Raw genomic sequence first — 26,645 nt, 5'->3', positions numbered from 1 at the left:
AGGTCCTTGTAGACCGTCGAGCGCGACACCCCCAGCAGCCGCGCCACCGAGGACACTTGAACCTCGTCCGGAGCCCCGGTGTCTTACCAGGTCAGCGAGTCGATCCTTGCGTAACACTGCCGCTAAACTGCCATTTCACGACCCGTCACTACATTTCACGACAGACCATACCAGCTTCGGTGATGGCACGGTCATCAGGAGAATCAGCGCGAGATGGACCCCCCGTGATGACGGCGTCATCACCGATGTCCGCCACATGGAGACGCTCGACATGCCCCTAATCTCCGACGACATGGTCCCCGCTCGCGGATGGCACTACGCCCAGCTGCCAGGCGAGGGAGTGTCGGGTAAACGGCTCTGGCTCACTTCCGGTGGCTGAGGGTGGTCGCCTGACGGCACGATGCCTGGGTGGGTGAGTCGAATGTTGCTGTCGGGCTGGTGTTCTCGGGTTTATCGGCGCTGGTGGTCGACGAGGTTGTCGAGGAGGGCTGGAGGCTCGTAGTGCGGGCCCGGACAGCGCCCGGCCCGGCGGTGTGCTCACGCTGCGGTGAGGAATCGGAGAAAAGTCCACAGCTACCACCACCGGACCGTCGCCGACCTGCCCGCCGACGGTCGCGTGGTGATCGTCCGGGTACGGGTTCGACGACTGGTTTGCCCGACACCGCAGTGCTGCAGAACTTTCCGCGAACAGGTTCCCGGGCTGCTCGAACGCTACCAACGGCGAACGACCCGACTGACCGGCCAGGTGCGGGCGATCGTGAAAGAACTGGCCGGTCGGGCTGCGGTCCGCGTGCTGGCCGCGTTGCCGGTTCGATTGTCCCGACATACCGCGGTGCGGGTACTGCTGGCGATCCCGCTGCCGCACCGGCCGGTCCCGCGGGTGGTCAGCGTGGACGACTTCGCCCTGCGCCGCCGAAACCGATACGGCACCGCGGTCATCGACGCTGTCACTCACCAACGGATCGACGTCCTGGCCGACCGCAAGTCCGAAACCCTCGAAACATGGCTGCGGAACAATCCTGGCGTCGAGGTCGTCGTCCGTGACGGATCGGCCACCTATGCCGAAGCGATCCGCCGCGCGCGGCCCGCCGCACTAGGCGTTGGATTACGGCGAGCGCGGTGTCGGAGCCGACCGCGGTGATCCGGACTCGGAGCGCTGAGTCGGTGAGACGGTTCCGGCGACGACCCGATCGCCGGGGCCGCGTCGCACCGGACGGGATTCGCCGGTGATCACGGATTCATCGACGTCGGCGCTGCCGGTTTCGACGCTGCCGTCGGCGGTGACTCGTCCGCCCGGGTGGACGACGACCAGATCGGTACGCACCGACCGGCACGATGCCGGTGGTCCCGTCGTCGCCGAGGCGTTCGGCCTCGTCGGTTAGCAGCGCGGCCAGCGATTCCAATGCACTCGAGGCCTGACCGAGGGAACGCATCTCGATCCAATGGCCCAGCAGCATGATGACGATGAGCAGCGCCAGTTCCCACCAGTAGTCGAACTCACGGGCCAGCAAGCCAAGCGTGGAGCCCCAGGAAGCGACGAAGGCCACGGTGATCGCCAGCGTGATCAGCAGCATCGTTCCTGGCTGGCGGGACCGGATCTCGCTGACCGCACCGGTCAGGAACGGCTGCCCGCCCCAGAAGAACATCACGGTGCCCAGCACAGGCGACACCCATTGCAACCCGGTGGGCACGGTGTAGCCGATGAGATCGACGAACATCATGTCCGCGGCGACGACCGGCGCGGACAGGCCGAGCATCACCCAGAACAGGCGCCGGAACATCGTGACGTGATCGCCGTGGCCCGTGCGCTCGGCGTGATCCTGGTGGGTGCCGTGCTCATGTGCCGGCGCACCGTGAGCTTATCCAGAGGTGGCTGTGTGCTCGTTGGATTCGGCTCGCGGGTGCGTGGCCTCGTGGTGGTCGCTGCCTTGGCCGCCGTGTTCAGCGTGGGCGGCGGCTGGATCGGTGCCGGATCGTAGGTGATCGCTGGACATGCGCTGACGGTCCTTTTGGGCGGCGACAGGGGGGCGCGGCCGCAACTCGCCGCGACCATGGCGAACGGATTGGGCTCAGCTGTTGGAACGGTTGTGTTTGATGCGACGGAGCAGGGCACGCAGGGCGTCGGATTCGTCCGCGCTGATCTGTTCGACGAAATGCGCCAGCACGAGATCGGAACGGGTGCCTTCAAGAGCGTCACGCATGAGCTGCGCGCTGTATTCCTCGCGGGTCAGGGTAGACCAGTACAGGTAGGCCTTGCCGTTGCGTTCGCGGTCGAGCCAGCCCTTGCGGTGCAGGTTGTCCATCGTCGACATCACCGTGGTGTAGGCGATCTCGCGTTCGAGCAGCAAACTTTCGAAGACGTCACGGACGGTGAGGTCGTCTTCGGCCGCCCACACGCGGTCCATCACGACGGCTTCGAGATCGCCGAATCGGTGTGTCACGACCAACCTCCTGACAAGAACCTTAAATCTACGTAGCAATATCGTAGGTTGTTCGGTGATGTTCTGTCATATCGACCTGGCCGAAGCGCGCAGGAGGGGCGACCGACAGCACGCCGATCGCCCCTCCTGCATAGGGGATCGCTACCAACTGCCGGTGCGCGGCAGTGGGAATGTGGGCCGATTGTTGTTGAGCAACGGGGCCTGGTGGGTGCGAGGGTTGCCGTGGCGGCTGCCCGGGTGGCGGTCGCGGTGGCGGGTGTCGTGCGCGGCGGAAATCTCGGTGGCCGGTGCGGGAGTGCCGGTGTCGGCGAATGCCGGAGCCGCGAGTGCGGAAGTGACGGCGAAGGCGGAGATCGCGATGCCGACGCGAGCAGCGATCCGGCGCGTGCCCCGAAGTGAGTATTCGGAGTTCATGATGACCTATCTCGATTGACTACTATCTATGTACGCAAATAGTAGGATAGCTGATGTGTCGCCCGGTGCAGTTTGTCGGAGTCGGCCGACAGGCGACTTGTCGGCCGACCCCCGTGATCAGGTGGGTCACATTTGACAGCACGAGGCCATCATCGAGCACATCCAGTCACACAACATCTTCATCGGGTTCATCGGTCGGGCACCTCCTTTCGCATCAGTAGCGGGCATCAGGTGTCGGTGGCGGCACGGGCACCGCGGTGGAAGTCGCAGCCGGGGTCACAGCACGCGGCCGGGGGTCATTGCTCGTAGGCGACGACGGTCATCATCCCGGCTTCGCCGTGGTAGATGTTGTGGCAGTGCAACATCCATTGGCCGGGGTTGTCGGCGTCGAAGTCGACTTCGACGGTCTGCATGGGCACCACGATCGACGTGTCTTTGCGCGGCCCGGCGACGGAGCCGGTGACGACCTGGAAGGTGGGGCCGTGCAGGTGCCTCGGGTGCCACATCATGGTTTTGTTGTTCAACCGTAGCCGGACCCTTTGCCCGGCAGTCACATCCAGTGGGGCGTGGCCGGGGGAGGCTTTGCCGTTGATCGTCCAGATGTATTTGTTCATGTCGGCTTCGAGACCACATCGAGGGTCTGATCAGGTTTGCGGTCGGGCAGCCGGACAGCCGCGGCCACGGACAGACTTGCCGCCGTGAGCGGGATCGCGGACAGTTCGGTGGGGCGGACATCGGGCGGTGGGGGTCGCTGGGGTCGGGCGGAGGTGCTCATGGTGGTGGTTCCTAATCAGTTAGTAGGGATGGTTATCGGTCCTGTTGACCGGGCTGTTCCTGATGGACTGCCGCTAGTGCCGCATCAGGCTACGTTTGCCCTGTTGACGATTTCGTGTAGCCGTTGGTCTTCGACGTGCTTGTTCCGCCAGATGATGTAGCGCCGGATCATGGACGCCTGTTCACGATGACTGCCGTGGTCGGTGCCGTCGAGCGCGAAGTACCGCAACGCGGTGAACTGCGCCTCGATACGGTTCAACCATGAACTATTCGTCGGCGTGTACGCGATCTCGACGTTGTTCTCCTCGGCCCACTGGGCGACCCGTTGGCACTTCTTCGTCGTCAGATGCGGCGAGAAGTTGTCGCACACGATCGCCATGCGGACCTCGGCCGGATACAAGGTGCGCAGGTACCGGCAGAACTCGAGAAACTTCGTGCGGTTCTTCGTGGCCTTGACATGCCCATACAGCTTGTCCTTACCGAGGTCGTACGCGGCGAACAAATGCCGTACCCCGTGCGGGCGGGTATAGGTTGCCCGCCGACGGCGCCTGGGTTCGCGATCCGGATCCTTATGCTTGCCACCGCGTTCGGCCCACTGCCGGCCCGGATGCGGCTGCAAGTTCAAAGGCCCGAACTCGTCGAGACAGAAGATCACCTGTGGCTCATCGGAGTCGGGCACGACCTCACCGTCGGCGATGGCGTACAGGTGCTCGACTCGGGCCTTCTTGGCCTTGTAGTCCGGGTCTTTCGACCGCTTCCAGGTTTTCACTTTTTGAAACGAGACACCCTCCTCACGGAGCAGCACGCGCAGACCCTCGTGGCTGATGTCGTCGACCACCCCCTCAGCGACCAGGAACTCGGCGAGTTTGGTCAGGCTCCAGGTCGAGAACGGCAGATCGTGTTCGGTCGGGGCAGATTTGGCGAGCTTCTTGATCTCGCGGCGTTCGGGCAGCGTGAACGTCTTCGGTCGGCCACCGGCGTATTTCGGGTACAGCGAATCGAATCCGTCGGCATTGAAGTTGTGGATCACATCGCGGACCCGGTCAGCACTGGTGAAGCTGACCTCGGCGATCTTGGGCACCGGCATGCCCTGAGCGGAGAGCAGGATCATCTGAGCGCGCCGCCAGGTCACCACCGATCCGGTACCGCGGCGAATGATCCGCACCAACCGTCTGCCTTCATCGTCGTCGAGCTCTCGCACCCGTACTCGTTCTGCCACCCGACCAGGCTGACCGATGCCCTGACCGGCACGCCGCAACCTGTCGGCGTGTCGGTTACAACAGGGCAAAGGTTCCCGGGCGCGGCACTAGGTGACGCCTCTTGTTTCCCGACGTTCGACGTCTTATGAAAGAACGGTGCGCCTGGCGGCGGATCAGGGTGTGTGGTGGTGGGATGCCGTTGCTCGAGTCCGCCGCAGGGGTGACCTCTTCGATGTCTTCGCGAGCCTTGGAGTTCTTCGACAGCATGGGGTTCCTGCGGTGTGCTGGAGTCACGGACGGCTAATGAGATGTCGGACCTTCGAGTCCCGTGATTAGGGTGCCGCGTGACCCCAACCTGGCTCGTGACCAGCAGCAATACTGATGAGGGAGGCAACGGTTGAGATTGTCCTGTGGTATCGATTGGGCCGAGGCCAATCATGATGTCGCTATCGTCGATGGCGATGGTCGTGTCACGGCTCGCGAGAGAATCAGCAATGATGCGGCCGGGTTCGCCCGGTTGTTGAGTTTGCTGGCCGAGGCCGGCGACAGTGCGCAGGACACGATCCCGGTGGCGATCGAGACCGATCGCGGTCTGCTGGTGGCCGCGTTGCGGGCCATCGGGCGCCCGGTTTATGCGATCAACCCGCTCTCGGCGTCGCGTTACCGCGCCCGTCATCAGGTGTCGGGGTCGAAGTCCGATGCCGCTGATGCGGTGCTGCTGGCCAACATTCTGCGCACCGACGCCGATGCGCACCGGCGGTTGCCCGCAGATACCGAACTGGCACAAGCGATTCGAGTTCTGGCTCGTGCTCAGCAGGACGCGGCGTGGTCGCGTCAGCAGGTCGGCAACCAGGTCCGGGATCTGCTCAAGGACTTCTATCCCGCCGCGCTGGAAGCGTTCGCCGGGCTGTCGGGTGGCGGGCTGGCCCGCCGCGATGCCCGCACCGTCCTCGCCGCCGCACCGACTCCCGCCAAGGCCGCGAAGCTGACCCGCGCCCAGTTGCGGGCCCTGCTGGTCAAAGCGGGCCGCCAACGCAACATCGACACCGATGTCGAGCGGCTGCACACGATTCTCCGGGCCACCTACCTGCATCAACCGCCGATGGTGGAGAACGCGATGGGTATTTCGCTGTCCGCGTTGCTTCGGCAGTTCGACGCCGCGGCGACCGCGACCGAGGACCTCGCGGAGGCGACCGCGACCCATTTTGAGCGGCACCCGGACGCGAAGATCCTGCTCAGCTTCCCCGGTCTCGGGCAGTTGACCGGCGCCCGGGTGCTCGCCGAAATCGGAGACGACCGCACCCGCTTCGCCGACGCCCGCGGCCTCAAGGCCTACGCGGGCTCGGCGCCGATCACCCGCGCCAGCGGCAAGAAAACCGTTGTCCTGCACCGACATATCAAAAACCGCCGCCTCGCCGGGGTCGGCCCGATCTGGGCCTTCGCATCCCTCAAGGCATCCCCAGGAGCCCGGCGTCATTACGACGCCCGCCGCGCCACAGGCGACTGGCATCAGCAAGCTCAACGACACCTGTTCAACAAATTCCTCGGCCAGCTCCACCACTGCCTGCACGCCCGCAGCCTCTACGACGAACATCACGCGTTCCCACCTCCTCTCGCGCTGGCGGCTTGACTTTTAACTTCATGAGATGTCTTTCATCGGTGCCGCTGCGGTTGCCGCCGGTGGGCGGCGGGTTAGCCGATCCGACGAACGATCGGTGATGGTCACGTGCTCATCACCGGGCATGTCGCGAATGTGACGCCCAGAGAGGCAGGTGGCCTGACATGCGAGGCGTGCGCCTGATCACACAACACAAAACTATTTACGTACCGAGATAGTAGATTGATCGCCGTGGTTGTCAACCAACCCCCTCGAGCAAGGGGGACTCGGCACCACGGAAAGTGTTGGTACCCAGGTTGACCGAGCTAGAGAGGTGGAGTCTGCGCAGCATGACCGCGCGGAGAATCAGCGCGCCGACCTACGGCACCGAACCGGGTGCGCGATCGCGTCGCAGCTCAACCGACTGGACGCGGTCGCCATTGCGCGCGTCGTTATTTGTTCGTTACCATCGCGGCATCGTGAATTCTCTCGGTCGGATGCGCACAGGTAGCTGGCTGGCAGTTCTGCTGCTGGCCGCTCTGGTGATCGTTCCTGCCGCTGATTGCCTGCTCTTCCAGGACCACACCGGCCCGCGCGACCATCACTCGGTCACCGCCGCCGAGCCCGACACCGCGACCGACCACAACCACGTCACCGCTGACGCGCTGCAGCAGTGCGTCGCGCACTCCGTGCACTGCCCGGACAAGGCGCTGCCTCCGGGCATCGTGTCGCTGACACTGGCCGCGCTGGTGCTCGCCGCTTTCACCGCGGTCTGGACTCCCGCGTCGACACCGGACTCCCACGCTGGTGGTATTCGTGGGCCGCCTTCTGCGCCACGCTCGCCTGATGGGCGCGCCGTTCTGACTCTATTCTGCATTTCCCGACGCTGACCGGTCAGCGTCAGGCCGACCTGTCGTGTCGGCTGGTGCTCGCTGCCCATCGTCGTGGCGTACCGCGTAAGCGGGCGCCTGTGCAGAGAAGAGACAGCAACCGTGAACACCACCCTCCCCACTGTTGAAATCGGTCACACCCGCCGCATGCTCGGTGCACCCGACGCCGCCGACGCCCCACGGGGCCTGGTCGGCAACACTCCGGTGCTGTGGATCGGGGGGCCGCTGGCCGCCGCCGATCGTGGATTCTGGGCCAAGCTGGAAGGATTCAACCCCGGCGGGATGAAAGACCGGCCCGCACTGCATATGGTGCAAAAGGCGCGCGAACGCGGCGACTTGGCGCCCGGTGCGCGCATCATCGAATCAACCAGCGGCACCCTGGGCCTGGGACTGGCGCTGGCAGGGATGGTGTACCAGCACCCGGTGACCGTGGTGACCGACCCGGGCCTGGAACCGATCGTCGCCCGGATGCTGGCCGCCTACGGCGCCACCGTCGACCTGGTCACCGAACCTCATCCTGCCGGCGGCTGGCAGCAGGCCCGCCGTGAGCGCGTAGCCCAGCTACTGGTCGCCGAGGACGACGCCTGGTGCCCGGATCAGTACAGCAACCCTGACAACGTCGAGGGCTACCAGTCCCTTGCCTTGGAGCTGATCGAGCAGCTCGGCACCGTCGATGTCCTGGTCTGCGCGGTCGGCACCGGCGGACACTCCGCCGGTGCCGCGCGGGTCCTGCGCCGGTACAACCCCGACATGAAATTGGTCGGTGTCGACACGATCTCCTCGACGATCTTCGGCCAACCGGCTGGGCCGCGCCTGATGCGAGGCTTGGGATCGAGCATCTATCCCGCCAACGTCGACTATGAGGCCTTCGATGAAGTCCACTGGGTCGCGCCGGCGGAGTCGGTGTGGGCCTGCCGCAGGCTGGCAGCCACCCATCACGCGACCGGCGGGTGGAGCGTGGGCGCGGTCGCGCTGGTCGCCGGGTGGGCCGCCCGCGTCGCCGCGCCGGGGACCCGGATCGCAGCGGTGTTCCCCGACGGGCCCCACCGCTACTTCGACACCATCTACAACGACGCCTACTGCGCCGAGCACGGGCTGCTCGACATCGCGGCACCGGTGGCGCCTGAGGCGATCGAGCACCCGCGAGAACGGGTCGTGCAACGGTGGACCCGCTGTACCACGGTCGTTTCGCCGAAAGCTTCGACCGAAGGGCAGCTCGCCTCATGACAGTGGTCGCAAAGTTCCGCAAGCTTCGACCTGCCTGCACGGCTGCTGATGATCAACCAGTTCGGCATCAACCTCGGCTTCTACATGCTGATGCCGTATCTGGCCGGCTACCTGGCCGGTCCGTTGGGGCTGGCGGCGTGGGCAGTCGGTCTGGTCCTGGGTGTGCGCAACTTCTCCCAGCAGGGCATGTTCCTCATCGGCGGTACCCTGGCTGATCGGCTCGGCTACAAACCGTTGATCGTGGCCGGATGTTTGCTGCACCGGCGGTTTCGCGCTGCTGGTCGTCGCCGAGTCCCTGCCCGCGGTGCTGATCGCCTCCGCGGCAACCGGCTTCGCGGGAGCCTTGTTCAACCCGGCGGTGCGCGCCTATCTCGCCGCCGACACCGGAGATCGCCGCGTCGAAGCATTGGCGGTGTTCAACATGTTCTACCAGGCAGGCATCTTCGCCGGGCCACTCATCGGACTGGCCTTGATGGCGGTCGATTTCCGCGTCACCGCCGGTGTCGCGGCGGCGGTGTTCGCCGCCTTGACCATCGCCCAGCTGTTCGCCCTACCCGCCCGCCGGGGCGAGGCCCCGGCCGAGAAGACCTCGGTGCTCGACGACTGGCGCCGCGTCATGTCCAACCAGCGGTTTTTGGCGTTCTCGGTGGCGATGATCGGCTCGTACGTCTTGTCGTTCCAGGTCTATCTGGCCTTGCCGCTGCAAGCGGAATTCATCGCCGGAGCTCAGTCGCAAACCCTGTCTCGGCACTGTTCGTGGTCTCCGGCGTCGTCGCCGTGGCCGGGCAGCTCCGCATCACCGCCTGGTTGCGTGCCCGCTGGGGACCAGGCAAGAGTCTGGTCGCCGGCATGGCCGTGCTGGCCGCGGCGTTCATTCCGCTGATCGTTGTGCCCACACCGGGACTATTCGGCACCCTGGCCGCGGTAACTGCGCTACTGGTAACGACCACACTGCTCGCGATCGGCACTGCGGCGGTGTTCCCGTTCGAGATGGACACTGTGGTGTTGCTGTGCGGAAACAAGCTGGTAGCCACCCATTACGGCTTCTACAACACAGTCGTCGGTGTCATCGCCGCCTACGCGTTGCTGCGATTGCAACGCACAGACCGCGCCGCCGCCGCACCTGAGCAACATGTCACTGGACGTCATCGTCTGCCCAGTGGACGTCATCGGCTCACCGAACCCGCGTTCGCGGGCGCGGATACGGTGACCACACCACTGCGCCGACGCACCGGCTATCGCGTCGAACCGGTGAATCCGCACAGGGCATCGACCGAGCCCCGGCCCGCGCCGGAGTCCCCCCAGCACACCTATCGCAGGCAACCCTCGCCGCCCCGGCTGCGACAGCCGACCGGTGAGGACCGTCTCGGTCCCGGGCGTCGTATCCCGACCGGCGCGCCACCACCGTGGCCGGGCTCGGAACCCGACCGGCGCGGACATCGCCGGGTCCCACCTCCCACACCACGCATCCACCCCTCTGCCGAGGACCGGCGCTCGCGCTATCCCGCCGCCGGACCGGAAAACAGGCGGTGAGGCCCACCTGGTTGCACAGCCAGATGACGTCGAACGCCGGAGCCCTCCCACAGCGTCCCGGCTTTGCGGCCGTTTGTCACCACCTACTCAAGGACACATGACATGACTTCAGTTCTGCGGCGCCTCGCCGTCACCCTCGGTGCCGCTGCGGCCGCTACCGCGCTGGCCGGCTTCGGGCGGAGGCGTGCGATTCCCTTCATCTCGCGATGCCTCCGCCTCGGTCATCACAGGCGGGGCGACGAGTCGGGCGTCGCCCGGTCAGCGTTCTCCCGCCAGCCGCTTGATTGCGATGCTCAGCGCCGCCGGGGCGACGTTGAATCCTTTTCCTCGGGTGGAGGTAGCCCAGCCGCGCGCCTGGATGTGGGTTGTCACTGTGGTCATGGTGTGCCTGGTGAACTGACGTTCGTGACATCAACCATGTAGCGAGGGAGTAGATAGTGGATGGCGGGTCCGTGCTCCCCGAGTCGACTGCTCGGCATGGCGGGGACCGGTTGCTGTGGCTCACGGTGTCCGCAGTGATGGTTGCGCTAGCCGGCACCGCGTTGCGAGTGGTCGGGGTGCCGTCACTGGACCTGCATGGACCGACGCATCACCTCGGGCTCATGGACCCCTTTTGTGGCGGAACCCGGGCGACATACCTGTTGCTCGCCGGCGATGTGTCGGAGTCTCTTCGCTACAACCCGGGCGTCCTCGTCCTCGCCGTCGTTGTTGTCCTTGCCCTGGCGCGCGGCGCGGTCTGGTCCCTCACCGGCCGTTGGTTGCAGTTCACGTTGCGCCCTGGCCTGGGCCGGGCGTTGCGGATCGTCGGTGTGGTTGCGGTGCTTGCGTTGTGGGTGCTTCAGCAGATCAACGCGGAACCTGCTGACGCAACCCTAGCCGGTCCCGTGACTACCCGTGGACTACCGCGGTGTAGCCGAGCTCGGTGATCGCGGCGATCACGTCGTCGGGGTGGTGACCGCGGTATCGAGGTCGATGGTTGCGCGGCCCTTCTTCATCGAAGTTTGCATCCCCGCCTATTCCAGCCTGGACGCCCGAATACTACGCACACCGCGCCGAACAACCGACCGGAGACAGATAAACCGGTGGGTACCGAACCCGGGGGCGGCTCAATGCGACGCGTCAATTTATTGACGTCACACAAACTAGCCACCTGCCGAGGGCGCTCCAAGCACCACATCGGCGTGGCGACGGGCACGACAAAGAGTTACCTGTCGCCTTCGTCTGCCACCAGCCGAACCTGCCTGCTCGATCACCGATAGGTCGGCTCGCTCGTACGCGAAACTCATCGAACCATCCGCCGCCCAGGGACGTGGCGCGAAGGGGTCGCCGTCGGACGCCCATGACATCCCTGTGAGCTGTGCGATTAATTTCGACTGAGCCCTTTGGCCCGCAACACTTCGCGAATGCTTGCGGCGAGCTCTGGCCGCTCCTTGCCTATGAGATCGGAGCCTGTTCCGACAGCCCGCGGCGCGCCCTCTTCGGCAAGCACCCGACAGCACCTGGTAGGGATCGGATCTGGCAGTGGCTGTCGCTGATCCCGGCCGGCCGCCGCAGACTCGGTCCGTTGTCCCGCGCGATACTGGCGTCATCAAAGCCAACTCGTTCTGGGCCTTCGCCTACAACATCGCCGCCCTGACGCTGGCGACGGCGGGGCCTGCCGAACTCGATGTTGCCAATGCGGCGACGGTGTTCTCATCGGTGTTCGTAGCCAGCAACAGCCTGCGCCTGCGACACTTGCGATCCAGCATCCGATGACGCCCGGGAGAGAACCGGCCGACAACCGAATATCGCACGATCGAGGTGCAACGTGGTCACCGCCGCCGCGACCGCCGATGATTCACTTTCTCGACACACCGATCTCACCCACGGCATCTGCATGACGTTCAACCGTCGGGTCCGAGGGGTACACTGGACACGCTGGGGTTCCACTTAGATCGTGTCTCATGTCGCTCTGACTCCCGATCCGGTGTATCGGGATGTGTTGTGTTGCATGATGTCTCGTCGTGGTCGATGAGTTGTCCAGGCGGCTGGTTCCTGATGAGCTGTGGGAGTTGGCCGAGCCGCTGCTGCCGAAGTTCAGCCCTCGCACGCAGGGCGGCGGGACCGCGCCGGTCGACCAGCGAGCGGTGTTCACTGCGGTGGTGTACGTGCTGACCAGCGGTTGCGCGTGGCGGATGCTGCCTGCGTCGTTCGGGGTGACGGTGCCGACAGCTCATCGTCGATTCAGCGTGTGGACCAGGGCCGGTGTCTGGCGGCGGCTACACCGCGCCGTGCTCGATGAGCTGGGCAACCAAGGCTTGATCGACTGGTCGCGAGCGGTGATCGACGCGGCGTCGGTGCGAGCGAAAAAGGGGGCGACATGACCGGTCCGAGCCCGGTCGACCGCGGCAAGCCCGGCTCGAAGTTGCACGTGTTGTCCGATGCGGCGGGTATTCCGCTGGCCGTGGCGGTTTCAGGGGCCAACGTGCACGACTCGCAAGCGTTGAAACCCTTGGTGAAAGCGATCCCCGCGGTGAGGTCGCGCCGCGGCCCGCGGCGGCGCCGGCCGGACAAACTGCACGCCGACAAAGCCTACGACCAGCCCGAACTGCGGCGGTGGGTTCGCCACCGCGGCATGTCGGTGCGCATCGCCCGCAGAGGCATCGAGTCCACCGAACGACTTGGCCGTCACCGCTGGGTGATCGAGAGAACCATCTCGTGGCTGACCGGCTACCACCGGCTCAACCTGCGCTACGACCGCAAAGGAACCCACTTCCTGGGCTTCCTGACGCTTGCCGCCGCGCTGACCTGCTACAAGAAACTGGCCAAAGCGAAATCAGCGACATGAGACACGGTCTTAACGGTACAAACTGCAGACGCTTGAATCGTGTGATTCACCGAGCAGAGGAGTGCTGAGGAGTGCAAAATAATGTGCTGGAATTCTTGTTGCATCTCGGTCCGACGTGGAATGTAACGGTGAACCTTTTCTCAATCATCATCCAGAACGGCCCCGGTCACACGATATGACGACGTCGGCCCAGAGCTTTCGACAAGTGCTCCGCTTCCGGGTGCCGTTGACATGGCAAGCGTTTGTCAACTTCGGTTGAATCGTAGCTCTGGCACAGAGTTGTTGATTGACCCAGATCGGGATGTGTTGGGGCACAGTGGGCTTGGCTGGTTGTCTGGTGCTGTGATCATCGGGTGCTGAGGGTTCTGTTTCCGCATCTGGACCGGATGGTCATCGGTGCGGTTCGTGTTGCGGATTCCACGGTTCGTATCGACGCGGCCACCCGCGAGGAGCCAGCGGCCTGCCCGAGCTGCTCGACACCGTCACAGCGGGTGCACAGCCGCTACCGGCGCCGTTTGGCCGACACCGCGATCACCGGCCGCGAGGTCGTCATCGTGCTGCGGGTCCGGCGACTGTTCTGCGACAACGCCAACTGCGGGCGAAGGACTTCGCTGAACAGGTACCCGGACTCGCCGCCCGCTACGGGCGGCGGACGTTGCTTCTGCAGCGGGTGTTGTCCGCGGTCGCCCTCGCCTTGGGTGGCCGCGCCGGAGCACGGTTGACCGGGCACCTGGCAGCGAGGGTCAGCCGCATGACCCTGCTGCGCCAGATCCGTGCGCTGCCTGATCCGGCACCGGTGCGGCCCCGGGTCCTGGGTGTGGACGACTTCGCCCTGCGCCGCGGACACCGCTACGGCACGATCGTGATCGACATGGCGACCCGCCGACCGATCGAGATGCTCACCGACCGCAGCACTGAGAGCCTGACCGCCTGGCTTCGAGACCGTCCCAGCATCGAGATCATCTGCCGTGACCGAGCTGGTGCCTACGCCGAAGCAGCGGCCAAAGGCGCACCGCAGGCGATCCAGGTCGCTGATCGCTGGCGTCTGTGGAGCAATCTCGGCGACGCCGACTCGACGCGATCCTGCCCACCAGCCCCGAACTCGATGCCCTCGCCGGACACGTCCGCGCGTTCGCCACCATCATGAGCGAGCTACGCGGCCCAGACCTCGAAGGCTGGATGCCGCCGTCACCGCCGATGACCAGCCCGCACTGCACTCCTTCGTCCGCGGAGTGCGCCGCGACCAGGACGCGGTCACCGCCGGTCTGAGCCTGCCCTGGAACAGCGGCGCCGTCGAAGGCCAAGTCAACCGCATCAAAATGCTCAAACGGCAATATTCGGCCGCGCGAACCCCGACCTGCTCCGCAAGCGCATCCTGCTCAGCCACTGACTATTTTACGCGACCCAACGATCACGAAATTCGGGCCAGAGCCAGTCTTCAGGCGGAAGCGACAGCGTTTTCGCATTCCAGGGGCACGGTGAAGAGTTCCTGAAGTGCTGGGTGAGCGAGAGAAGCCCAGCAGTTGTCAGCCGATCTCAGCGATCGGCGCGATTCCTACGAACACCGTGTGCCCATTGGCGTCGGCAACACGCTGTTGAGGCGCGGTTGCCACGACTGAGCTGCTCCGAACGGTAGGGTTCCAGTCCACGTACGCCGAACCGAATGCACGACGATAGTGGGTGTGCGAGTCCGTTCGTTAAGTTCCGTCTCGACTACTGCCCGACTGGAGCGTTATGAACCGCAAGCATTCGCATACCCTGGCAGTGATCACCGCGGTGATGGTGGCCACCACTGGTGCTGTCGTCGATACTGCGGCGGGGGCGGCGCCAGGGGAGGTGAGTTCCGGCGGGCTGCGCCTGGTCGCGTCGGTGGATTCCACTCATGTCGTACCTGCTGGTGGCGATGTCGCGGTCGGCATCCCGTTCGTGCACGCGGTCACGGTGGCCGGAGACTATTCGGTCGACGTTGACGGAGCCGAATCACTTCGTGGCGGGCAGATGGTTGCCGGATATCTGATCGGCTGCGCTGTGGACCTCTCCAATGCCATCTCGGTAGGTCTCGCCCCGAACGTCGGTGTCACCGCCAGAGTCTCGCCCTTTGTCGGCGTCGAGCCCGGCGTCGATCTGGCGATAGACGCTCCACCCGGTATCGACGTCGGTGTGCGGCCCGGGAACGGTGTCGCAGGGGGCCTCGCCGGTAGGATTGCGGTGCCCCTGGCCCCGGGCGGGCTGACCGCGGCAGTGATCGGGGTGGCAGATTTGGACGAGGACGCGAGGTTCCCTTTCACCTTCTCTCACACCAATACCGGACTGACTGTCAGCGGATGCCTCGCACCGGCCTCGGCTGTGCCGTTCGTAATCGTCCGCGCCGACACCACCGACACCACTGACACTATGCAAACGACGGGTTACGGCGCCCAATTCGCGTTCTGAAGCGGCGGCGAACCGACGGCCGTCTGTGCTGTCCCCGTACCTCACCGCTCACGGCTGACGCGGTCGCCGAGCTGCTGGCGTGGGCGAGTCCGCGATCATGCTGGCGGTGGTGTTCGCCCACACCTGGTGCACCATCGACGCGCCGAAGCGCATCGCCGACAGTAAGTTTTCGCTGGCCCGGGCATGGAGCGGGCTCACTGCCGAACCGGCCTGGCTCCGGGGCAGCCAAGGACAGGAGCGACCCAATTACGCACTCCAGTGTGGACCGGTGATCCCTGACGCCCGTACATTCGGCACTACGACCGCCAGCACCGTGACTCCACAGTCCAACAGGCAGTACATTTCCTTGGTGTAAACCGCGTCCTGGCGAATCGCATCCGAACTCGCCTCCCACTGAGGGGAAGAAGGCCACCCGTGGCACATCCGTGCGATCGCATACGCCCTGGACTCCCTGAATTCTGCCCAGAATCCCCCGCTACCGGGCAGTTGGTGGCTCGCGGCAGGAGTGTTTCATGAGCCTGGCGGTCTGCCTGCTGCTGTACGGGTTCGCCATCATGGTGCTTGCGCCGCTGGTGTTGAAGGGGCTTGCGCGGGCTCAGATCGGCCCGCGCTCGCAGCTGATCGCCTGGCTGGGAGCGATGGCCGCCGTCGCCGGTTCCTGGTCGGTGGCGGTGGTCATCGCGCTGATCGACCTGCTACGCGACGTGCTCGATCCGCGGCGGCCTGTCCTCGCGAGCTGTTTCAGCCAGCTGCACGATGCCGCGATCGGCCGCTACGGTACGGCCACGCAGGCCGGACTCCTCGTTTTGGTGGGACTGGCTGCGCTCGCGGCCACGGTGCTCTCTATCCGGGTGGGACGCTCATTGGCGCGTGCTCGTTCCTGCACGCATGAGCACGCTCGGGGCGTCCGCATCGCGGGCCGTCACGATAGCGAACTCGACGCCATTGTCATCGATCTGCACACACCGGCCGCCTACTGCGTCGCGGGAAGGCCGCACGCCATCGTCGTCACCAGCGGTGCTCTCGAGTCCCTCGATGGTCGGGAGCTCAGCGCCGTCTTGGCCCACGAACGCGCTCACCTCGACGGCCGCCACCACTTGCTGCTCGCGCTCACTCGCGGCGTGGCGTCGGTTCTCCCCCGGGTCGATTTGTTCGCTTCCGGAGCAGTCGAGGTAGCGCGGCTGCTCGAGATGTGCGCCGACGATGCGGCAGCCCGCATCCATGGCAGCCACACGGTGGCGCGAGCACTTTTCGCCATGACGGAGGCAATGCCGAACACCCCGGCGCTCGGGTCGGGCGGCGCCGACCTCGACGCCCGCCTCGAGCGGCTCACAGCGTCCGGTGCGCCGGAGCCGCGGACGACGGCTCGCCCGCGTGTGATCATGGCGGCGACCGCAGCCACTGCGGTCATGATGGTCATACCACCAGCGGTCGGTATCGCGCTGTGTGTTCCGATACCGGTGTGAACGCCTTGGAGTCGAGCTTCTCATTCTGCCGCGCGGGTACGTTCATCGCGCACCACCACCGCGATCCCCACCAAGAGAAGCGCCAGCCCGACCGCGTAGACGACAACTCCGATTCCGACCTGCAGGGGCCTGCTCGACGCCGTAGGCTCAGTCGGCCGGTACAAGTCTCGATCCTCCGCCAGTGTGTCCGCCCGGTCCGCTCGCAATGGCAGCCACACTTCGAGATCTTGCCCGCCGTGTCGCAGTTCGGCGTAAACGAACCACCGCCCCTTCCCCGGCACCTGCACCAAGCCCGTGTAGTGGCAGCCGTCGACAACGCGCAGCGGGCCCGTGAACGTCTGCCCTCCTCGGCGGGCCACGACGCGCATCGGGCGCATGTCCTCACATGAGTTCCGCGCCCGCACATCGATCGTCAATGCGCCCCTTCCGTCGGAGGCCCCCACTACCTGCGCATCGACAACTGTTTCTCCCTGCCCCGGATCATGCGCCGAAGCCGTGGGTGCCGAGGCGATCACCCAGCCCCCGCTGACGACCGCGACCGTCACGGCGAGGGCGACAGGCGTGCCCCGCCGCGCCGTCGCCAGCAGAACGATCGCGAACACCGCGATCACCGGAACCGCGACGACCGCCACCGCCGATGGTGAGCGCTCCACCAGCCCGCTGGCGGCCGCCAGCCACGCCAACGCCGCAACAGCGGCGGCCGCGGCGCTGTAGCGCGCGACGGCGGTGCGCCGGGGCAGATCGAGCACACACAGACCTAGGATCGCCAGCGGCAACTCCGGGGTGCTGCGATCCAACAGCGTCAGCACCCCGGTCGTGACCAACCGCACAACCACATAGACCCCGACCACCGCGGTGACCGGCAGCCGTAACGGTACGAACCGGCCAGCCACCGCCCCGGCCGGCAACGCGACCGCCACCAGTACAGGCAGGTACAGTGCCTCGGAGAATTGCGGCACATCGGTCTCGTACTCGAGCACCACCATCGCCAGCCCACCCAGCAGTAGACCCCCCAGCAGCGCCTCCACCACGCCGTGCCGCGTGGCACGCGTTCCGGCGATGACTCCGAGCACCATGGCCGTCGAGGCGAAGACGACCAGCATGTGCGGCGGGCTCCACAACACCGCATCCCGGCCGAAAGCGGCGTGCCAGGCAGCGTCCAGCGGTGCGGCGGCCAACGTCGCGGCACCACCGGCTGCCGCCACCATCACGGGAGCCGTGCGCAGCACGGCAGGCAGCGACCGTGTCGCCAGCAGAATCCGCAGCCCCCACCACAGCACTACCACACCGGCCACCGCCACCGATCCGTACAACAGTAGGTGCGGCGGGATCGCCGCGTCATCCCGGCCGACATCGGTGTGCCATGCATCGTCCCAATACGTCGCGAACAACGAGACGAACCCGGCCACAGCGATCACCGCACCCGCCGACGCACCCACCTTAAGACGATCATAATTCACATATGAGACACTCATGTATCAACTATGATTAGTGTATGTCGCGAAGTCAAGATGTCATGATCACGCCCGAATTGGTCGACGCCACTGAAAAGGCTGTTGCCCGGTGGGGACTCGGCGAGATCACTCTGGAGCGGGTGGCCGAGGAGGCAGGGATGTCGCGAGCGACCATGTACCGGCGGGGCGTGACACGCGAACATCTCGTGGCCGCACTGACCGAGCGAGCCGCGGACACCTTTCGCTCCGAGATCTGGCCGGCTCTGACCGCGCCCGGCACCGCCGCGGAGCGCCTGCGCGCGGCGCTGGAAGCAATGTGCGCTACAGCCGACAAGCACCTGCCCGTGCTGGCCGGCATGTTCCTCGCCCACGGCGAGGTGTTCCACCGGCCCGGCCCGGACGCGCTGGCGGTGGACATCTTCGCCGAACCGCTCGAACGGCTGCTGCGCGACGGCGCCGCAGACGGCAGCCTGCGCACCGTGCCGCCGACCGTCACCGCGACGGTGCTGTTCAACACGGTGGGCTGGGGCTACATCCACCTCCGCGCGAGCCACGACTGGAGCTCCGACCGCGCCCGCGAATCAGTGCTGGATCTCGTCCTGAGAGGGCTGTTACCCGATACTGTGGACGCAGCGCATGTGTCCCCCGAATGATGAGCGCAGCGCGAATCACCATGCGCGCCATGGGCCAGGCTCATGGCGGCGAGGACCTGATTGACAACCGCCTCCAGTGATCTACTATCTCTGTACATAGATAGTAGATAGTTCGACACCGTCCGTGGACGCATCGCCGGCAACGGAGCAACACAGTCTCTCGGTATCGTCTCGTCACAGCGACGCCGCGATCAGCTCGTCCGGCAGATCTCGAGAGGCTCCGGGGCACAGCAGTTCATTGCGGCAACCGATCCGAGAGGAACCTCACCCATGGGAGACAACGAGCCAGGTCGGTATCTCCGACGCGCTCTGCGCCTAACCGTCGTTGCTGGGGCACTCGCCGCAGCAGCATGGACGACCATCACGGCCACCGCCGCGCCCGCCGACCCCCCTGCCGTGCTGGCCGCGGACCATGGCAGCCGTAGTCACAATGACAGCCGAGGCCATGATGGCAGGGGCTCCCATAGTTCGAGGCACCGCGGCGGCAACACCACCCACCAAGACAGCCACGACCCGCTGCTCCCCCGCAATCTCCGGTAGCGAACTCGGCCATCGTGGTGGCGGGTGCGTTCTCACCGCGTCGTGCGCGCTGCGGGCCGCGGCTCGTCCGCCGGGATCGCCGCATATCGTGATTGCCGCCGCTCCGACGACTACCTACTGATCGCGATCGTAGTGGACGAGCGGCTCTCGCCACGCCCCTGAACATGTGTCACAACAGAGGACCGAGGCGTTCCGTATGGCGCGGGCATCGGTGTCGACCCTTCGTCAGCAGGCGCGCTTAGGGTTGGGCGAGCATCGCCCGCATCCGGTCGATCTCAGCCTGCTGGGTGGAAACGACGGAATCGGCGATCTTGCGTGCCTCGGGGTTCACCCCGTTGGCCTGTTCGGTTCGGGCCATCTCGATCGCCCCGGTGTGGTGCTCGATCATCATCGTCAGAAACATGCGATCGAACTCTTTGCCGGACATCCCCTGTAATTCGGTGAGCGCCTGGGGCGCTGCCATTCCGGGCATCTCGGCGCCCATTGTGCCGGGATGGGCAGACGGCGCCTGCTTCCCGAATTGCTGCAGCAACGAACTGATTTGCTGCATCTCCGGTTCTTGCGCAGTCCTGATCTGCTGCGCCAACTCCTGCACCTGAGTGTCCTGCGAGCGGGTCGCAACCAGTTCGGCCATCTGCATGGCCTGCGCGTGGTGTGGATACATCATCTGCAAAAAGGTGACGTCGGCGTCGTTGTAGTCCGACCTGGTGCCTGTTTGGGGATGGGCCGTGCCCGACATCCCGGGCATCTCCGACATAGCCGTCGCGGAGGTCATTCCAGGCATGTCGCCGTGGTCTTCCTGGTCATCGCCACAGCCGGTCAGCGCAAGCATCACCGCGCCTGCCACTGCAGCAAACCAACGTGGTCCAGTCGATCGGGTGGGCATGAGAACTCCTTGCGATCGGTTGAGTAGCCGATATGTCGAATCAAGAGCTGTACGCGACGCCATGCACGTCTTGTTGCGCGGGCACCTCGAGTGGGGTGTACCTCGAGCGAGGATTCTCAATCACTGGCGGGCAGACCAGGCAAACCAGCAGGCGGCTCCGAATTGACGCCTCGCGGTTGATAACACCGCGACATCCTCGCGAGACTCCATCGTCGTTGCGTCGTCCGAATACTTCCAGGAGGGAGACGCAGACGCGACGATGAGGGGGGGCCGCGCCTCCGCCTCCTCAACGCCACTGCCGGGTGGCGCCTTGCGTCGAGATGGTCTTTCGACGCAAGCTCTTCTCGATCCGAAGGCCGAGTGTGCGTAGATACTACGTAGGTCTGCAGGCGGTGGCAAGCCCGGGATATCCCCTGAGGAGTCAGGCAGTGCGCCGAGGCCGCCCCTTTCCCACAGGCTGCGGAGCGACGTGTGGAGTGACAGCGATGCGGACGACGGTGTCCACGTCGATCACCTACCCTGGGGCCGACCGCCGATCCGACGGGATGACGAAGGAAGAACGCACCGCAGGACGCAGGGCGGGCACGACATCCTCAGCCGGGACCATACGCCGCCCGAGTAGGCGCAGATCACCTCTATTTGCCGCAATCGAGCACCACACCTACTATTCGTGTACGTAGATCCAGCGTGCCTAGCCCGGTATTTCGGGCCGGGCGCCTCGCAGAGGAGTACTCCACGTGAGCCAAGCAGGCCGTCCTGTAGTTCTGATCGCCGACAAGCTCGCCCAGTCGACCGTCGACGCGCTCGGTGACGGTGTCGAGGTCCGGTGGGTAGACGGACCCGACCGCCCGGCCCTGCTGGCCGCGGTGCCCGAGGCCGACGCACTGCTGGTGCGGTCGGCGACCACGGTCGACGCCGAGGTCCTGGAAGCCGGGAAGAACCTGAAGATCGTCGCCCGCGCGGGCGTCGGCCTGGACAACGTCGACGTGCCCGCCGCCACCGAGCGCGGCGTCATGGTCGTCAACGCGCCCACCTCGAACATCCACACCGCCGCCGAACACGCGGTCACCCTGCTGCTGGCCGCCGCCCGCCAGATCCCCGCCGCCGACGCCACCCTGCGCGAGCACACCTGGCAGCGCAGCAAGTTCAACGGCGTCGAGATCTTCGACAAGACCGTCGGCGTCGTCGGCCTCGGCCGCATCGGCCAGCTGTTCGCCGCGCGCCTGGCGGCGTTCGAGACCAAGATCGTCGCCTACGACCCGTACGTGTCGCCCGCGCGCGCCGCGCAGCTCGGCATCGAGCTGCTCAGCCTCGACGAGCTGCTCGAGCGCGCCGACCTGATCTCGATCCACCTGCCGAAGACCCCGGAGACCAAGGGCATCATCGGCAAGGAGGCCATCGCCAAGACCAAGCCGGGCGTGATCATCGTCAACGCCGCCCGCGGTGGCCTGGTCGACGAGGCCGCGCTGGCGGAGGCGATCAAGTCCGGCCACGTGCGCGCCGCGGGCCTGGACGTGTTCGAGACCGAGCCGTGCACCGACAGCCCGCTGTTCGACCTGCCGCAGGTCGTGGTCACTCCGCACCTCGGCGCGTCCACCTCCGAGGCCCAGGACCGCGCGGGCACCGACGTCGCCAAGTCGGTGCTGCTGGCGCTGGCGGGCGAGTTCGTGCCCGGCGCGGTGAACGTCACCGGCGGCACCGTCGGCGAAGAGGTCGCCCCCTGGCTGGACATCGTCCGCAAGCAGGGCGCCCTGCTCGGCGCGCTGTCCAACGAACTGCCGGTCAGCGTGGAGATCCAGGTGCGCGGCGAGCTGGCCGCGCAGGAGGTCGGGGTGCTGGAGCTGTCCGCGCTGCGCGGCATCTTCTCCGCGCTGGTCGAGGACCAGGTCACCTTCGTCAACGCGCCGGCGCTGGCCAAGGACCGCGGCATCAGCGCCCAGGTCACCACGGCCTCGGAGAGCCCGAGCCACCGCAGCGTCGTCGACCTGCGCGCCGTGTTCGGCGACGGCAGCACCCTGAACGTCGCGGGCACGCTGACCGAGCCGCAGCTGGTGGAGAAGATCGTCAACATCAACGGCCGCAACTACGACATGCGCGCCGAGGGCCTCAACCTGGCCATCCTGAACTACGAGGACCGGCCGGGCGCGCTGGGCAGGATCGGCACCAAGCTCGGCGAGGCCGAGGTCGACATCCTGGCCGCGCAGCTGACCCAGGACGTCGACAAGGAAGGCGCCACCGTCGTGCTGCGCGTGGCCCGCGAGGTGCCCGCCGACGTGCAGGCCGCGATCGCCGAGTCCGTCGGCGCGGCCAAGGTCGTCCAGGTCGACCTGACTTGAGTGCACCTATCGGCCGGATCCGACACGGGGAACGGCTGGACTGTCCTGTATGGGGAGATCATGTGCATACCGGGTTTCGAACAGCTGGGTAGACGTTATGCCGGGTGTGGTCCGCGCCGCGTGCGGATCGAATGGCCCTACCGGCAAGCCTTCACCAGCAATGTCGGCCGCGCCGCCGCCTTCGAACCTGATGAACGGGGCCGCCAGGGATGTTATCGGGCAGACAAACCGTGCCCGGCCTATGATGGCGGCGTGGTCGACCAGCGCCTACCGCTTCGGGTACCCGGCATCCGCCGGGCGCTGGTGCTGCTGGCGCTGCTGTTCGGCATAGCCGCCATGCATCCGGGTGTCGTCGCGGTCCCGCATATGGCTGATCGCGACCATTCCGTCGTGATGGCCGAACACGCAGGCGATCACGGGGTGTTCGCGCCGGTGAGTGTGAGCCACGACTCGGCCGTTGCGCATACCGCAGCGCACGCATGCGTGTTCATCCTGTCAACGTTCGCATTCGTCGTCGGCTTGGTGCTGCTGTACCGCGCGGGAATCGACTCCGGAAACGGGCAGATGCCGACCTACCATCGCTGGCGAGCCCAGCGTGGGCGACCACCGCCGTGGACTGCTCCCAGCCTGTCCGAATTGTCGATTCTGCGAATCTGACAGATTCGTCGCCTCCGTATTTCTTGTGGTCGGAGGCGCGCATTCACCGGCCCGGATCGCGGTCGCAACCCCATCGCGCGGCCACGTCCGGCACGTGCTTTCGCGGCCCCTGCGCCGCAGCAGCCGGGTGTCGGCACGAAATCTGTGAGTTTTTCGGTCGGCTCGGCTGCAGAACCGGTCATCAACCACCGGGCGGACATCGCCGCCTGCCCCCGAGGCTTCGCCCACTCGCATTTCTTCCTGTGGGTGTGATGAACCCGGGCTGTCACGAACTAGGGAGCACCCCATGTCGTCCAACCAGTCACCACATTCCCAGCCGCTGAACCGGCGCGGATTTCTCGCCCTCGGCACCGGAGCTGCAGCGGCCGCCGTCCTCGCCGCCTGCTCCAATACCTCCCCGGGCTCGCGCACCCTGGTCGGTCCGAACTCGGAGGCGGTCCTCGCAGCGGAGAACAAACGCCGTGCTGCCACCGCGACGGTGCGTGAGGTGAGGTTGCGTGCCGAACCCGCCGCCGTGGATCTAGGTGGGGTTCAGGTGCGGACCTGGGCCTTCGGTGGCAAGGTACCTGGGCCTGAGATCCGGCTTGTCAAGGGTGAAGTGCTGCGCGCGGACTTCACCAACGCGCTGCCCGCTCCGTCGACGATCCACTGGCACGGGATCGCACTGCGCAACGATATGGACGGCGCACCGGGAGTCACCCAACCCGAAATCGCCTCTGGTGGTAACTACCGGTACGAGTTCAGCGTGCCGGATGCAGGGACGTACTTTTTCCATCCCCACGTCGGGGTGCAGCTCGACCGTGGCCTGTACGCGCCGCTGATTATCGAGGATCCGGCCGACGGCAAGGACTACGACGTGGAAGCGGTCGTCGTGCTGGACGACTGGCTCGATGGCGTCGACGGCCGCGATCCCGACAAGGAACTGCAGCGGCTGCGCGAGAAGGGCATGAGCGGTATGGATATGGGCGGCGGCATGGATCACGGTGGCATGGACATGGGCGGTTCCACGTCGATGTCGATGCCCACCGACCCGAACCAGCCTCTGGGGTCGGACGTAGGCGACGTGATCTACCCCTACTATCTGATCAACGGCCGACTCGGCACCGATCCGGTAACCTTCGCCGGCCGTCCAGGCCAGCGCATGCGGCTGCGCATCATCAACGCTGCGGGCGACACCGCCTTCCGCGTCGCCGTCGGCGGGCATCGGCTGCGGATCACGCACACCGACGGATTCCCGGTGCAGCCGCAACCCGCCGACAGTGTGCTGATCAGCATGGGCGAGCGCTACGACGCCATCATCGACCTCGCCGACGGCATTTTCCCGCTCGTCGCCGTCCCCGAGGGCAAGAGCGGACCGCAGGGCTTCGCGCTCATCCGCACCGGCGGCGGCACGCCGCCCCGGGCCGATGTGCGCCCGGCCGAACTCGCCGCCCCGCCAGTCACCGCCGAGCGACTCACCGCCGCCGAGTCGGTGCGGCTGCCCAGCCGCAAGCCGAACAAGACCCTCGATGTCACCCTCGGTTCGGATGAGAAGAAGTACATCTGGACGATCAACGGCAAGGAGTTTCCCGATCATGCTCCGCTGGATGTGACCGAGGGACAGCGGGTTCGGCTGCGATTCATCAACAAGACGATGATGTTCCACCCGATGCACCTGCATGGGCACACCTTCCAGGTCGTCACGCCCTCCGGCACCGGCCCGCGTAAGGACACCTCGATCGTGCTGCCCATGCAAACCGTCGAGGTCGATTTCGACACCGACAACCCCGGCCAGTGGATGGTGCACTGCCACAACGTCTATCACGGTGAAGCGGGGATGATGGCCGTCCTGTCGTACGTGCGCTGACCTGGCGTTCCGGGGCGGTTCAGGGCACAGCAAGCGATCCCTCGGCCGCGTTCATGATCGGTCCGGCAAGCAGACCGGTCACAACCGCCCCGGCCGCCGCCGCGTAGGCGACGGCGCAGGGCACCGCCAGCGCTCGATCGTGCGCCTGGTCGGCCGCCGACTGTTCTCGCAGGGTCGGACCGATCCAGCGCAGGTAATAGAAGACGCTGGCGACGGTATTCGCGATCGCGAGGACCACCAGCCAGCCGAGCCCGGTATCGAATGCGGCGGTGAAAACCGTCAGCTTGCCCACGAAGACGCCGGTCGGAGGCGTGCCGATCAGGCCGAGCAGGCAGACGACGAGGCTGATCACCAGCCCAGGGCGGCGACGCAGTAGGCCCGTGTAGTCGGTGAGGGTGCGCAACCGGGGCTGGGCGCACACCACCGCGAACGCACCGAGGTTGGTCAGTGCGTAGGCGGCCAGGTACAGCAGCACACCGGGCAGGGCGAGGTTGCTGCGGTCCGCGGCGACGACGCCGACGAGCAAGTATCCGACCTGACTGATGGTCGAATAGGCGAGCAGGCGACGGACATCGGTTTGGAAGAACGCGGCGAAGTTGCCCAAGGTCATTGTGGCGGCGGCGACCACTGCCAGCAGCAGTCGCCAGTTCAGGCCGCTGGGGTCTACGACTATCGCGCTGAGCCGGTAGATTGCGACGATTGCACCGAGTTTCGGCACGGTGGTCACTAGGGCCGCAACCTCGGGGCGGGTGCCTTGAGTGACGTCAGGTACCCAGAAGTGAGCGGGTACCGCGCCGGCCTTGAACAGCAGTCCGCCCAGCACCGCGACGGCGCCGAGGGCGAGTGCCGCACGGGGCGCGGCATAGGTCTCGTTGGCCAGCATCGGGTAGGCGGTCGCGCCACCCGCGCCCAGGATCAATGCCGCGCCGAACAGCATCGTGGTACCGAATAGCGCACCGAACAGGTAGTACTTGAGAGCGGCCTCGGTACCTGGTGCATCCTTGGCGAAAGCCGTCAGCGCGTAGAGCGGGATGCTGGCGAGCAGATAGGCGACCAGCAGGACCAGCAGGTCGTTCGCTCCGGCGAGGAGCACAGCGCCGAGCCCACCCAGCACCACCAGCACGACGAATTCCGACTCTCGTGCCTCGCCTCGAGTGGCGGGCACCGACAACGCGAGCAGCAACAGGATCGAACCGGCCGCCACCAAGCGCACGGTGTTGGTCGCGGTGTCGATGCCGTAGCTGCCGTCCAACAGGGTGTAGACGTCGTGATTCCACACAGGCACGGTCGTCGCGATCACGGTGACGGCGCCAGTGGCGGCCAGCAGCCGGACCGGCCACTGCCGCGTGCGCGGCAGGAACGAACCGAGCAGCAGGCCGAGGACTGCGACCGCGGCGAGGGACGCTTCGGGAAGCAGCGCCAGCAAATCCCGGAGCATCATGTCTTCGGTCATTCCTCCCATCTCGCCCATC

22 protein-coding genes and 4 pseudogenes are annotated in these 26,645 nt (G+C 66.1%); 17 read left to right on the top strand and 9 right to left on the bottom strand.

Annotated elements, in window-relative coordinates; all coding sequences use genetic code 11:
* Positions 1-408: 408 nt before the first annotated feature.
* Positions 409-1,102, top strand: a pseudogene (locus LTT66_RS12630) (ISL3 family transposase); the annotation flags it as partial.
* On the opposite strand, the pseudogene LTT66_RS12625 reads toward LTT66_RS12630, so the two are convergent.
* Positions 1,056-1,781, bottom strand: a pseudogene (locus LTT66_RS12625) (P-type ATPase); the annotation flags it as partial. The pseudogenes LTT66_RS12630 and LTT66_RS12625 sit on opposite strands and share 47 nt — an antisense overlap.
* A 6-nt stretch (positions 1,782-1,787) precedes the next feature.
* Between LTT66_RS12625 and LTT66_RS12620 the strand changes: the two are divergent.
* Positions 1,788-1,979 (top strand): hypothetical protein, encoded by a 192-nt coding sequence (locus LTT66_RS12620; RefSeq protein WP_233067058.1) that lies wholly within the window; start codon positions 1,788-1,790, stop codon positions 1,977-1,979.
* Positions 1,980-2,069: 90 nt separating this feature from the next.
* Here the strand turns inward: LTT66_RS12620 and LTT66_RS12615 are convergent, their stop codons facing one another.
* From LTT66_RS12615 to LTT66_RS12600, 4 genes and pseudogenes are all read right to left on the bottom strand, one after another.
* Complete coding sequence (locus LTT66_RS12615; protein ID WP_233069177.1) at positions 2,070-2,405, bottom strand: BlaI/MecI/CopY family transcriptional regulator; 336 nt, start codon at positions 2,403-2,405, stop codon at positions 2,070-2,072.
* A 177-nt stretch (positions 2,406-2,582) separates the two neighbouring features.
* Positions 2,583-2,855, bottom strand: coding sequence for a hypothetical protein (locus tag LTT66_RS12610; protein ID WP_233067047.1), 273 nt, complete (start codon positions 2,853-2,855; stop codon positions 2,583-2,585).
* Between the two features lie 296 nt (positions 2,856-3,151).
* A pseudogene (locus LTT66_RS12605) lies at positions 3,152-3,558 on the bottom strand (multicopper oxidase domain-containing protein); the annotation flags it as partial.
* A 156-nt stretch (positions 3,559-3,714) separates the two neighbouring features.
* Positions 3,715-4,848 carry an IS630 family transposase gene (locus tag LTT66_RS12600; protein WP_223520231.1) on the bottom strand — a complete coding sequence of 378 codons (1,134 nt, stop codon included), beginning with the start codon at positions 4,846-4,848 and terminating at the stop codon, positions 3,715-3,717.
* Positions 4,849-5,225: 377 nt separating this feature from the next.
* On the opposite strand from LTT66_RS12600, the gene LTT66_RS12595 reads away from it, so the two are divergent.
* The 4 genes and pseudogenes from LTT66_RS12595 to LTT66_RS12580 all read left to right on the top strand — a co-directional run bounded on the left by LTT66_RS12595 (position 5,226) and on the right by LTT66_RS12580 (position 10,075).
* On the top strand, positions 5,226-6,458 hold the full coding sequence (locus LTT66_RS12595) for an IS110 family RNA-guided transposase (protein ID WP_332909680.1): 1,233 nt from the start codon (positions 5,226-5,228) through the stop codon (positions 6,456-6,458).
* Positions 6,459-6,775: 317 nt separating this feature from the next.
* Positions 6,776-7,315 carry a putative copper homeostasis (lipo)protein LpqS gene (lpqS, locus tag LTT66_RS12590; RefSeq protein WP_233067045.1) on the top strand — a complete coding sequence of 180 codons (540 nt, stop codon included), beginning with the start codon at positions 6,776-6,778 and terminating at the stop codon, positions 7,313-7,315.
* A gap of 147 nt (positions 7,316-7,462) precedes the next feature.
* Positions 7,463-8,542, top strand: a complete 1,080-nt coding sequence (locus tag LTT66_RS12585; RefSeq protein WP_233069169.1) for a PLP-dependent cysteine synthase family protein — start codon at positions 7,463-7,465, stop codon at positions 8,540-8,542.
* Positions 8,539-10,075: pseudogene (locus LTT66_RS12580) on the top strand (MFS transporter). The gene LTT66_RS12585 and the pseudogene LTT66_RS12580 overlap by 4 nt, the downstream one beginning before the upstream one ends.
* 258 nt (positions 10,076-10,333) lie before the next feature.
* On the opposite strand, the gene LTT66_RS37070 reads toward LTT66_RS12580, so the two are convergent.
* Positions 10,334-10,456, bottom strand: a complete 123-nt coding sequence (locus tag LTT66_RS37070; protein ID WP_269822004.1) for a hypothetical protein — start codon at positions 10,454-10,456, stop codon at positions 10,334-10,336.
* A 137-nt stretch (positions 10,457-10,593) separates the two neighbouring features.
* Here LTT66_RS37070 and LTT66_RS37390 point away from each other — a divergent pair, with 137 nt between their 5' ends.
* The 7 genes from LTT66_RS37390 to LTT66_RS12550 all read left to right on the top strand — a co-directional run bounded on the left by LTT66_RS37390 (position 10,594) and on the right by LTT66_RS12550 (position 16,801).
* Positions 10,594-11,001 carry a DUF2752 domain-containing protein gene (locus LTT66_RS37390; RefSeq protein ID WP_408638842.1) on the top strand — a complete coding sequence of 136 codons (408 nt, stop codon included), beginning with the start codon at positions 10,594-10,596 and terminating at the stop codon, positions 10,999-11,001.
* 595 nt (positions 11,002-11,596) lie between these two features.
* Entirely contained in the window at positions 11,597-11,830 is a 234-nt protein-coding gene (locus LTT66_RS12575) for a hypothetical protein (RefSeq protein ID WP_233069549.1), read from the top strand.
* A 260-nt stretch (positions 11,831-12,090) separates the two neighbouring features.
* Positions 12,091-12,902, top strand: a protein-coding gene (locus LTT66_RS12570) for an IS5 family transposase (protein ID WP_408638841.1) whose coding sequence is annotated in 2 segments (ribosomal slippage) — positions 12,091-12,427 and positions 12,427-12,902 — 813 coding nt in all. Because the reading frame shifts where the segments join, the coding sequence is not laid out codon by codon here.
* Between the two features lie 386 nt (positions 12,903-13,288).
* On the top strand, positions 13,289-13,624 hold the full coding sequence (locus LTT66_RS12565; RefSeq protein WP_233069164.1) for a transposase family protein: 336 nt from the start codon (positions 13,289-13,291) through the stop codon (positions 13,622-13,624).
* A 29-nt stretch (positions 13,625-13,653) separates the two neighbouring features.
* On the top strand, positions 13,654-14,049 hold the full coding sequence (locus LTT66_RS12560; RefSeq protein WP_233067043.1) for a transposase: 396 nt from the start codon (positions 13,654-13,656) through the stop codon (positions 14,047-14,049).
* Between the two features lie 587 nt (positions 14,050-14,636).
* The gene (locus tag LTT66_RS12555; RefSeq protein WP_233067041.1) at positions 14,637-15,335 is read left to right on the top strand and encodes an MspA family porin; all 699 of its coding nucleotides are present in this window, start codon (positions 14,637-14,639) and stop codon (positions 15,333-15,335) included.
* A gap of 512 nt (positions 15,336-15,847) precedes the next feature.
* On the top strand, positions 15,848-16,801 hold the full coding sequence (locus LTT66_RS12550; protein ID WP_233067039.1) for a M56 family metallopeptidase: 954 nt from the start codon (positions 15,848-15,850) through the stop codon (positions 16,799-16,801).
* A gap of 20 nt (positions 16,802-16,821) precedes the next feature.
* Here LTT66_RS12550 and LTT66_RS12545 read toward each other — a convergent pair whose 3' ends face one another.
* Positions 16,822-18,240 (bottom strand): hypothetical protein, encoded by a 1,419-nt coding sequence (locus LTT66_RS12545; RefSeq protein ID WP_233067037.1) that lies wholly within the window; start codon positions 18,238-18,240, stop codon positions 16,822-16,824.
* Positions 18,241-18,296: 56 nt separating this feature from the next.
* Here LTT66_RS12545 and LTT66_RS12540 point away from each other — a divergent pair, with 56 nt between their 5' ends.
* On the top strand, positions 18,297-18,908 hold the full coding sequence (locus tag LTT66_RS12540; protein WP_233067035.1) for a TetR/AcrR family transcriptional regulator: 612 nt from the start codon (positions 18,297-18,299) through the stop codon (positions 18,906-18,908).
* Between the two features lie 778 nt (positions 18,909-19,686).
* Here the strand turns inward: LTT66_RS12540 and LTT66_RS12535 are convergent.
* Complete coding sequence (locus LTT66_RS12535) at positions 19,687-20,334, bottom strand: DUF305 domain-containing protein (protein ID WP_233067033.1); 648 nt, start codon at positions 20,332-20,334, stop codon at positions 19,687-19,689.
* Between the two features lie 737 nt (positions 20,335-21,071).
* On the opposite strand from LTT66_RS12535, the gene serA reads away from it, so the two are divergent.
* From serA to LTT66_RS12520, 3 genes are all read left to right on the top strand, one after another.
* Complete coding sequence (serA, locus tag LTT66_RS12530; protein WP_233067031.1) at positions 21,072-22,670, top strand: phosphoglycerate dehydrogenase; 1,599 nt, start codon at positions 21,072-21,074, stop codon at positions 22,668-22,670.
* A 120-nt stretch (positions 22,671-22,790) separates the two neighbouring features.
* Complete coding sequence (locus tag LTT66_RS12525; RefSeq protein ID WP_233067028.1) at positions 22,791-23,327, top strand: DUF6153 family protein; 537 nt, start codon at positions 22,791-22,793, stop codon at positions 23,325-23,327.
* A 286-nt stretch (positions 23,328-23,613) separates the two neighbouring features.
* The gene (locus LTT66_RS12520) at positions 23,614-25,173 is read left to right on the top strand and encodes a multicopper oxidase family protein (RefSeq protein ID WP_233067026.1); all 1,560 of its coding nucleotides are present in this window, start codon (positions 23,614-23,616) and stop codon (positions 25,171-25,173) included.
* Between the two features lie 19 nt (positions 25,174-25,192).
* Here the strand turns inward: LTT66_RS12520 and LTT66_RS12515 are convergent, their stop codons facing one another.
* Positions 25,193-26,644 carry an NADH-quinone oxidoreductase subunit N gene (locus tag LTT66_RS12515; RefSeq protein WP_233067024.1) on the bottom strand — a complete coding sequence of 484 codons (1,452 nt, stop codon included), beginning with the start codon at positions 26,642-26,644 and terminating at the stop codon, positions 25,193-25,195.
* Position 26,645: the final 1 nt, after the last annotated feature.

Origin of the sequence: Nocardia gipuzkoensis (assembly GCF_021183645.1) — a bacterium.
Classification (GTDB): Bacteria; Actinomycetota; Actinomycetes; order Mycobacteriales; family Mycobacteriaceae; genus Nocardia; species Nocardia abscessus.
The sequence above is the reverse complement of the archived record's forward strand: the minus strand, read 5'-3'. Positions and strand labels throughout refer to the sequence as shown.

What these genes read in the sequence shown, in the direction of transcription:
- LTT66_RS12615 (WP_233069177.1), bottom strand. Translation starts at nt 2,405, where the DNA reads ATGGACCGCGTGTGGGCGGCCGAAGACGACCTCACCGTCCGTGACGTC.
- LTT66_RS12610 (WP_233067047.1), bottom strand. Translation starts at nt 2,855, where the DNA reads ATGAACTCCGAATACTCACTTCGGGGCACGCGCCGGATCGCTGCTCGC.
- lpqS (WP_233067045.1), top strand. Translation starts at nt 6,776, where the DNA reads ATGACCGCGCGGAGAATCAGCGCGCCGACCTACGGCACCGAACCGGGT.
- LTT66_RS12585 (WP_233069169.1), top strand. Translation starts at nt 7,463, where the DNA reads ATGCTCGGTGCACCCGACGCCGCCGACGCCCCACGGGGCCTGGTCGGC.
- LTT66_RS37070 (WP_269822004.1), bottom strand. Translation starts at nt 10,456, where the DNA reads ATGACCACAGTGACAACCCACATCCAGGCGCGCGGCTGGGCTACCTCC.
- LTT66_RS37390 (WP_408638842.1), top strand. Translation starts at nt 10,594, where the DNA reads ATGGTTGCGCTAGCCGGCACCGCGTTGCGAGTGGTCGGGGTGCCGTCA.
- LTT66_RS12565 (WP_233069164.1), top strand. Translation starts at nt 13,289, where the DNA reads ATGGTCATCGGTGCGGTTCGTGTTGCGGATTCCACGGTTCGTATCGAC.
- LTT66_RS12560 (WP_233067043.1), top strand. Translation starts at nt 13,654, where the DNA reads ATGACCCTGCTGCGCCAGATCCGTGCGCTGCCTGATCCGGCACCGGTG.
- LTT66_RS12555 (WP_233067041.1), top strand. Translation starts at nt 14,637, where the DNA reads ATGAACCGCAAGCATTCGCATACCCTGGCAGTGATCACCGCGGTGATG.
- LTT66_RS12550 (WP_233067039.1), top strand. Translation starts at nt 15,848, where the DNA reads ATGAGCCTGGCGGTCTGCCTGCTGCTGTACGGGTTCGCCATCATGGTG.
- LTT66_RS12540 (WP_233067035.1), top strand. Translation starts at nt 18,297, where the DNA reads ATGTCGCGAAGTCAAGATGTCATGATCACGCCCGAATTGGTCGACGCC.
- LTT66_RS12535 (WP_233067033.1), bottom strand. Translation starts at nt 20,334, where the DNA reads ATGCCCACCCGATCGACTGGACCACGTTGGTTTGCTGCAGTGGCAGGC.
- LTT66_RS12520 (WP_233067026.1), top strand. Translation starts at nt 23,614, where the DNA reads ATGTCGTCCAACCAGTCACCACATTCCCAGCCGCTGAACCGGCGCGGA.
- LTT66_RS12515 (WP_233067024.1), bottom strand. Translation starts at nt 26,644, where the DNA reads ATGGGCGAGATGGGAGGAATGACCGAAGACATGATGCTCCGGGATTTG.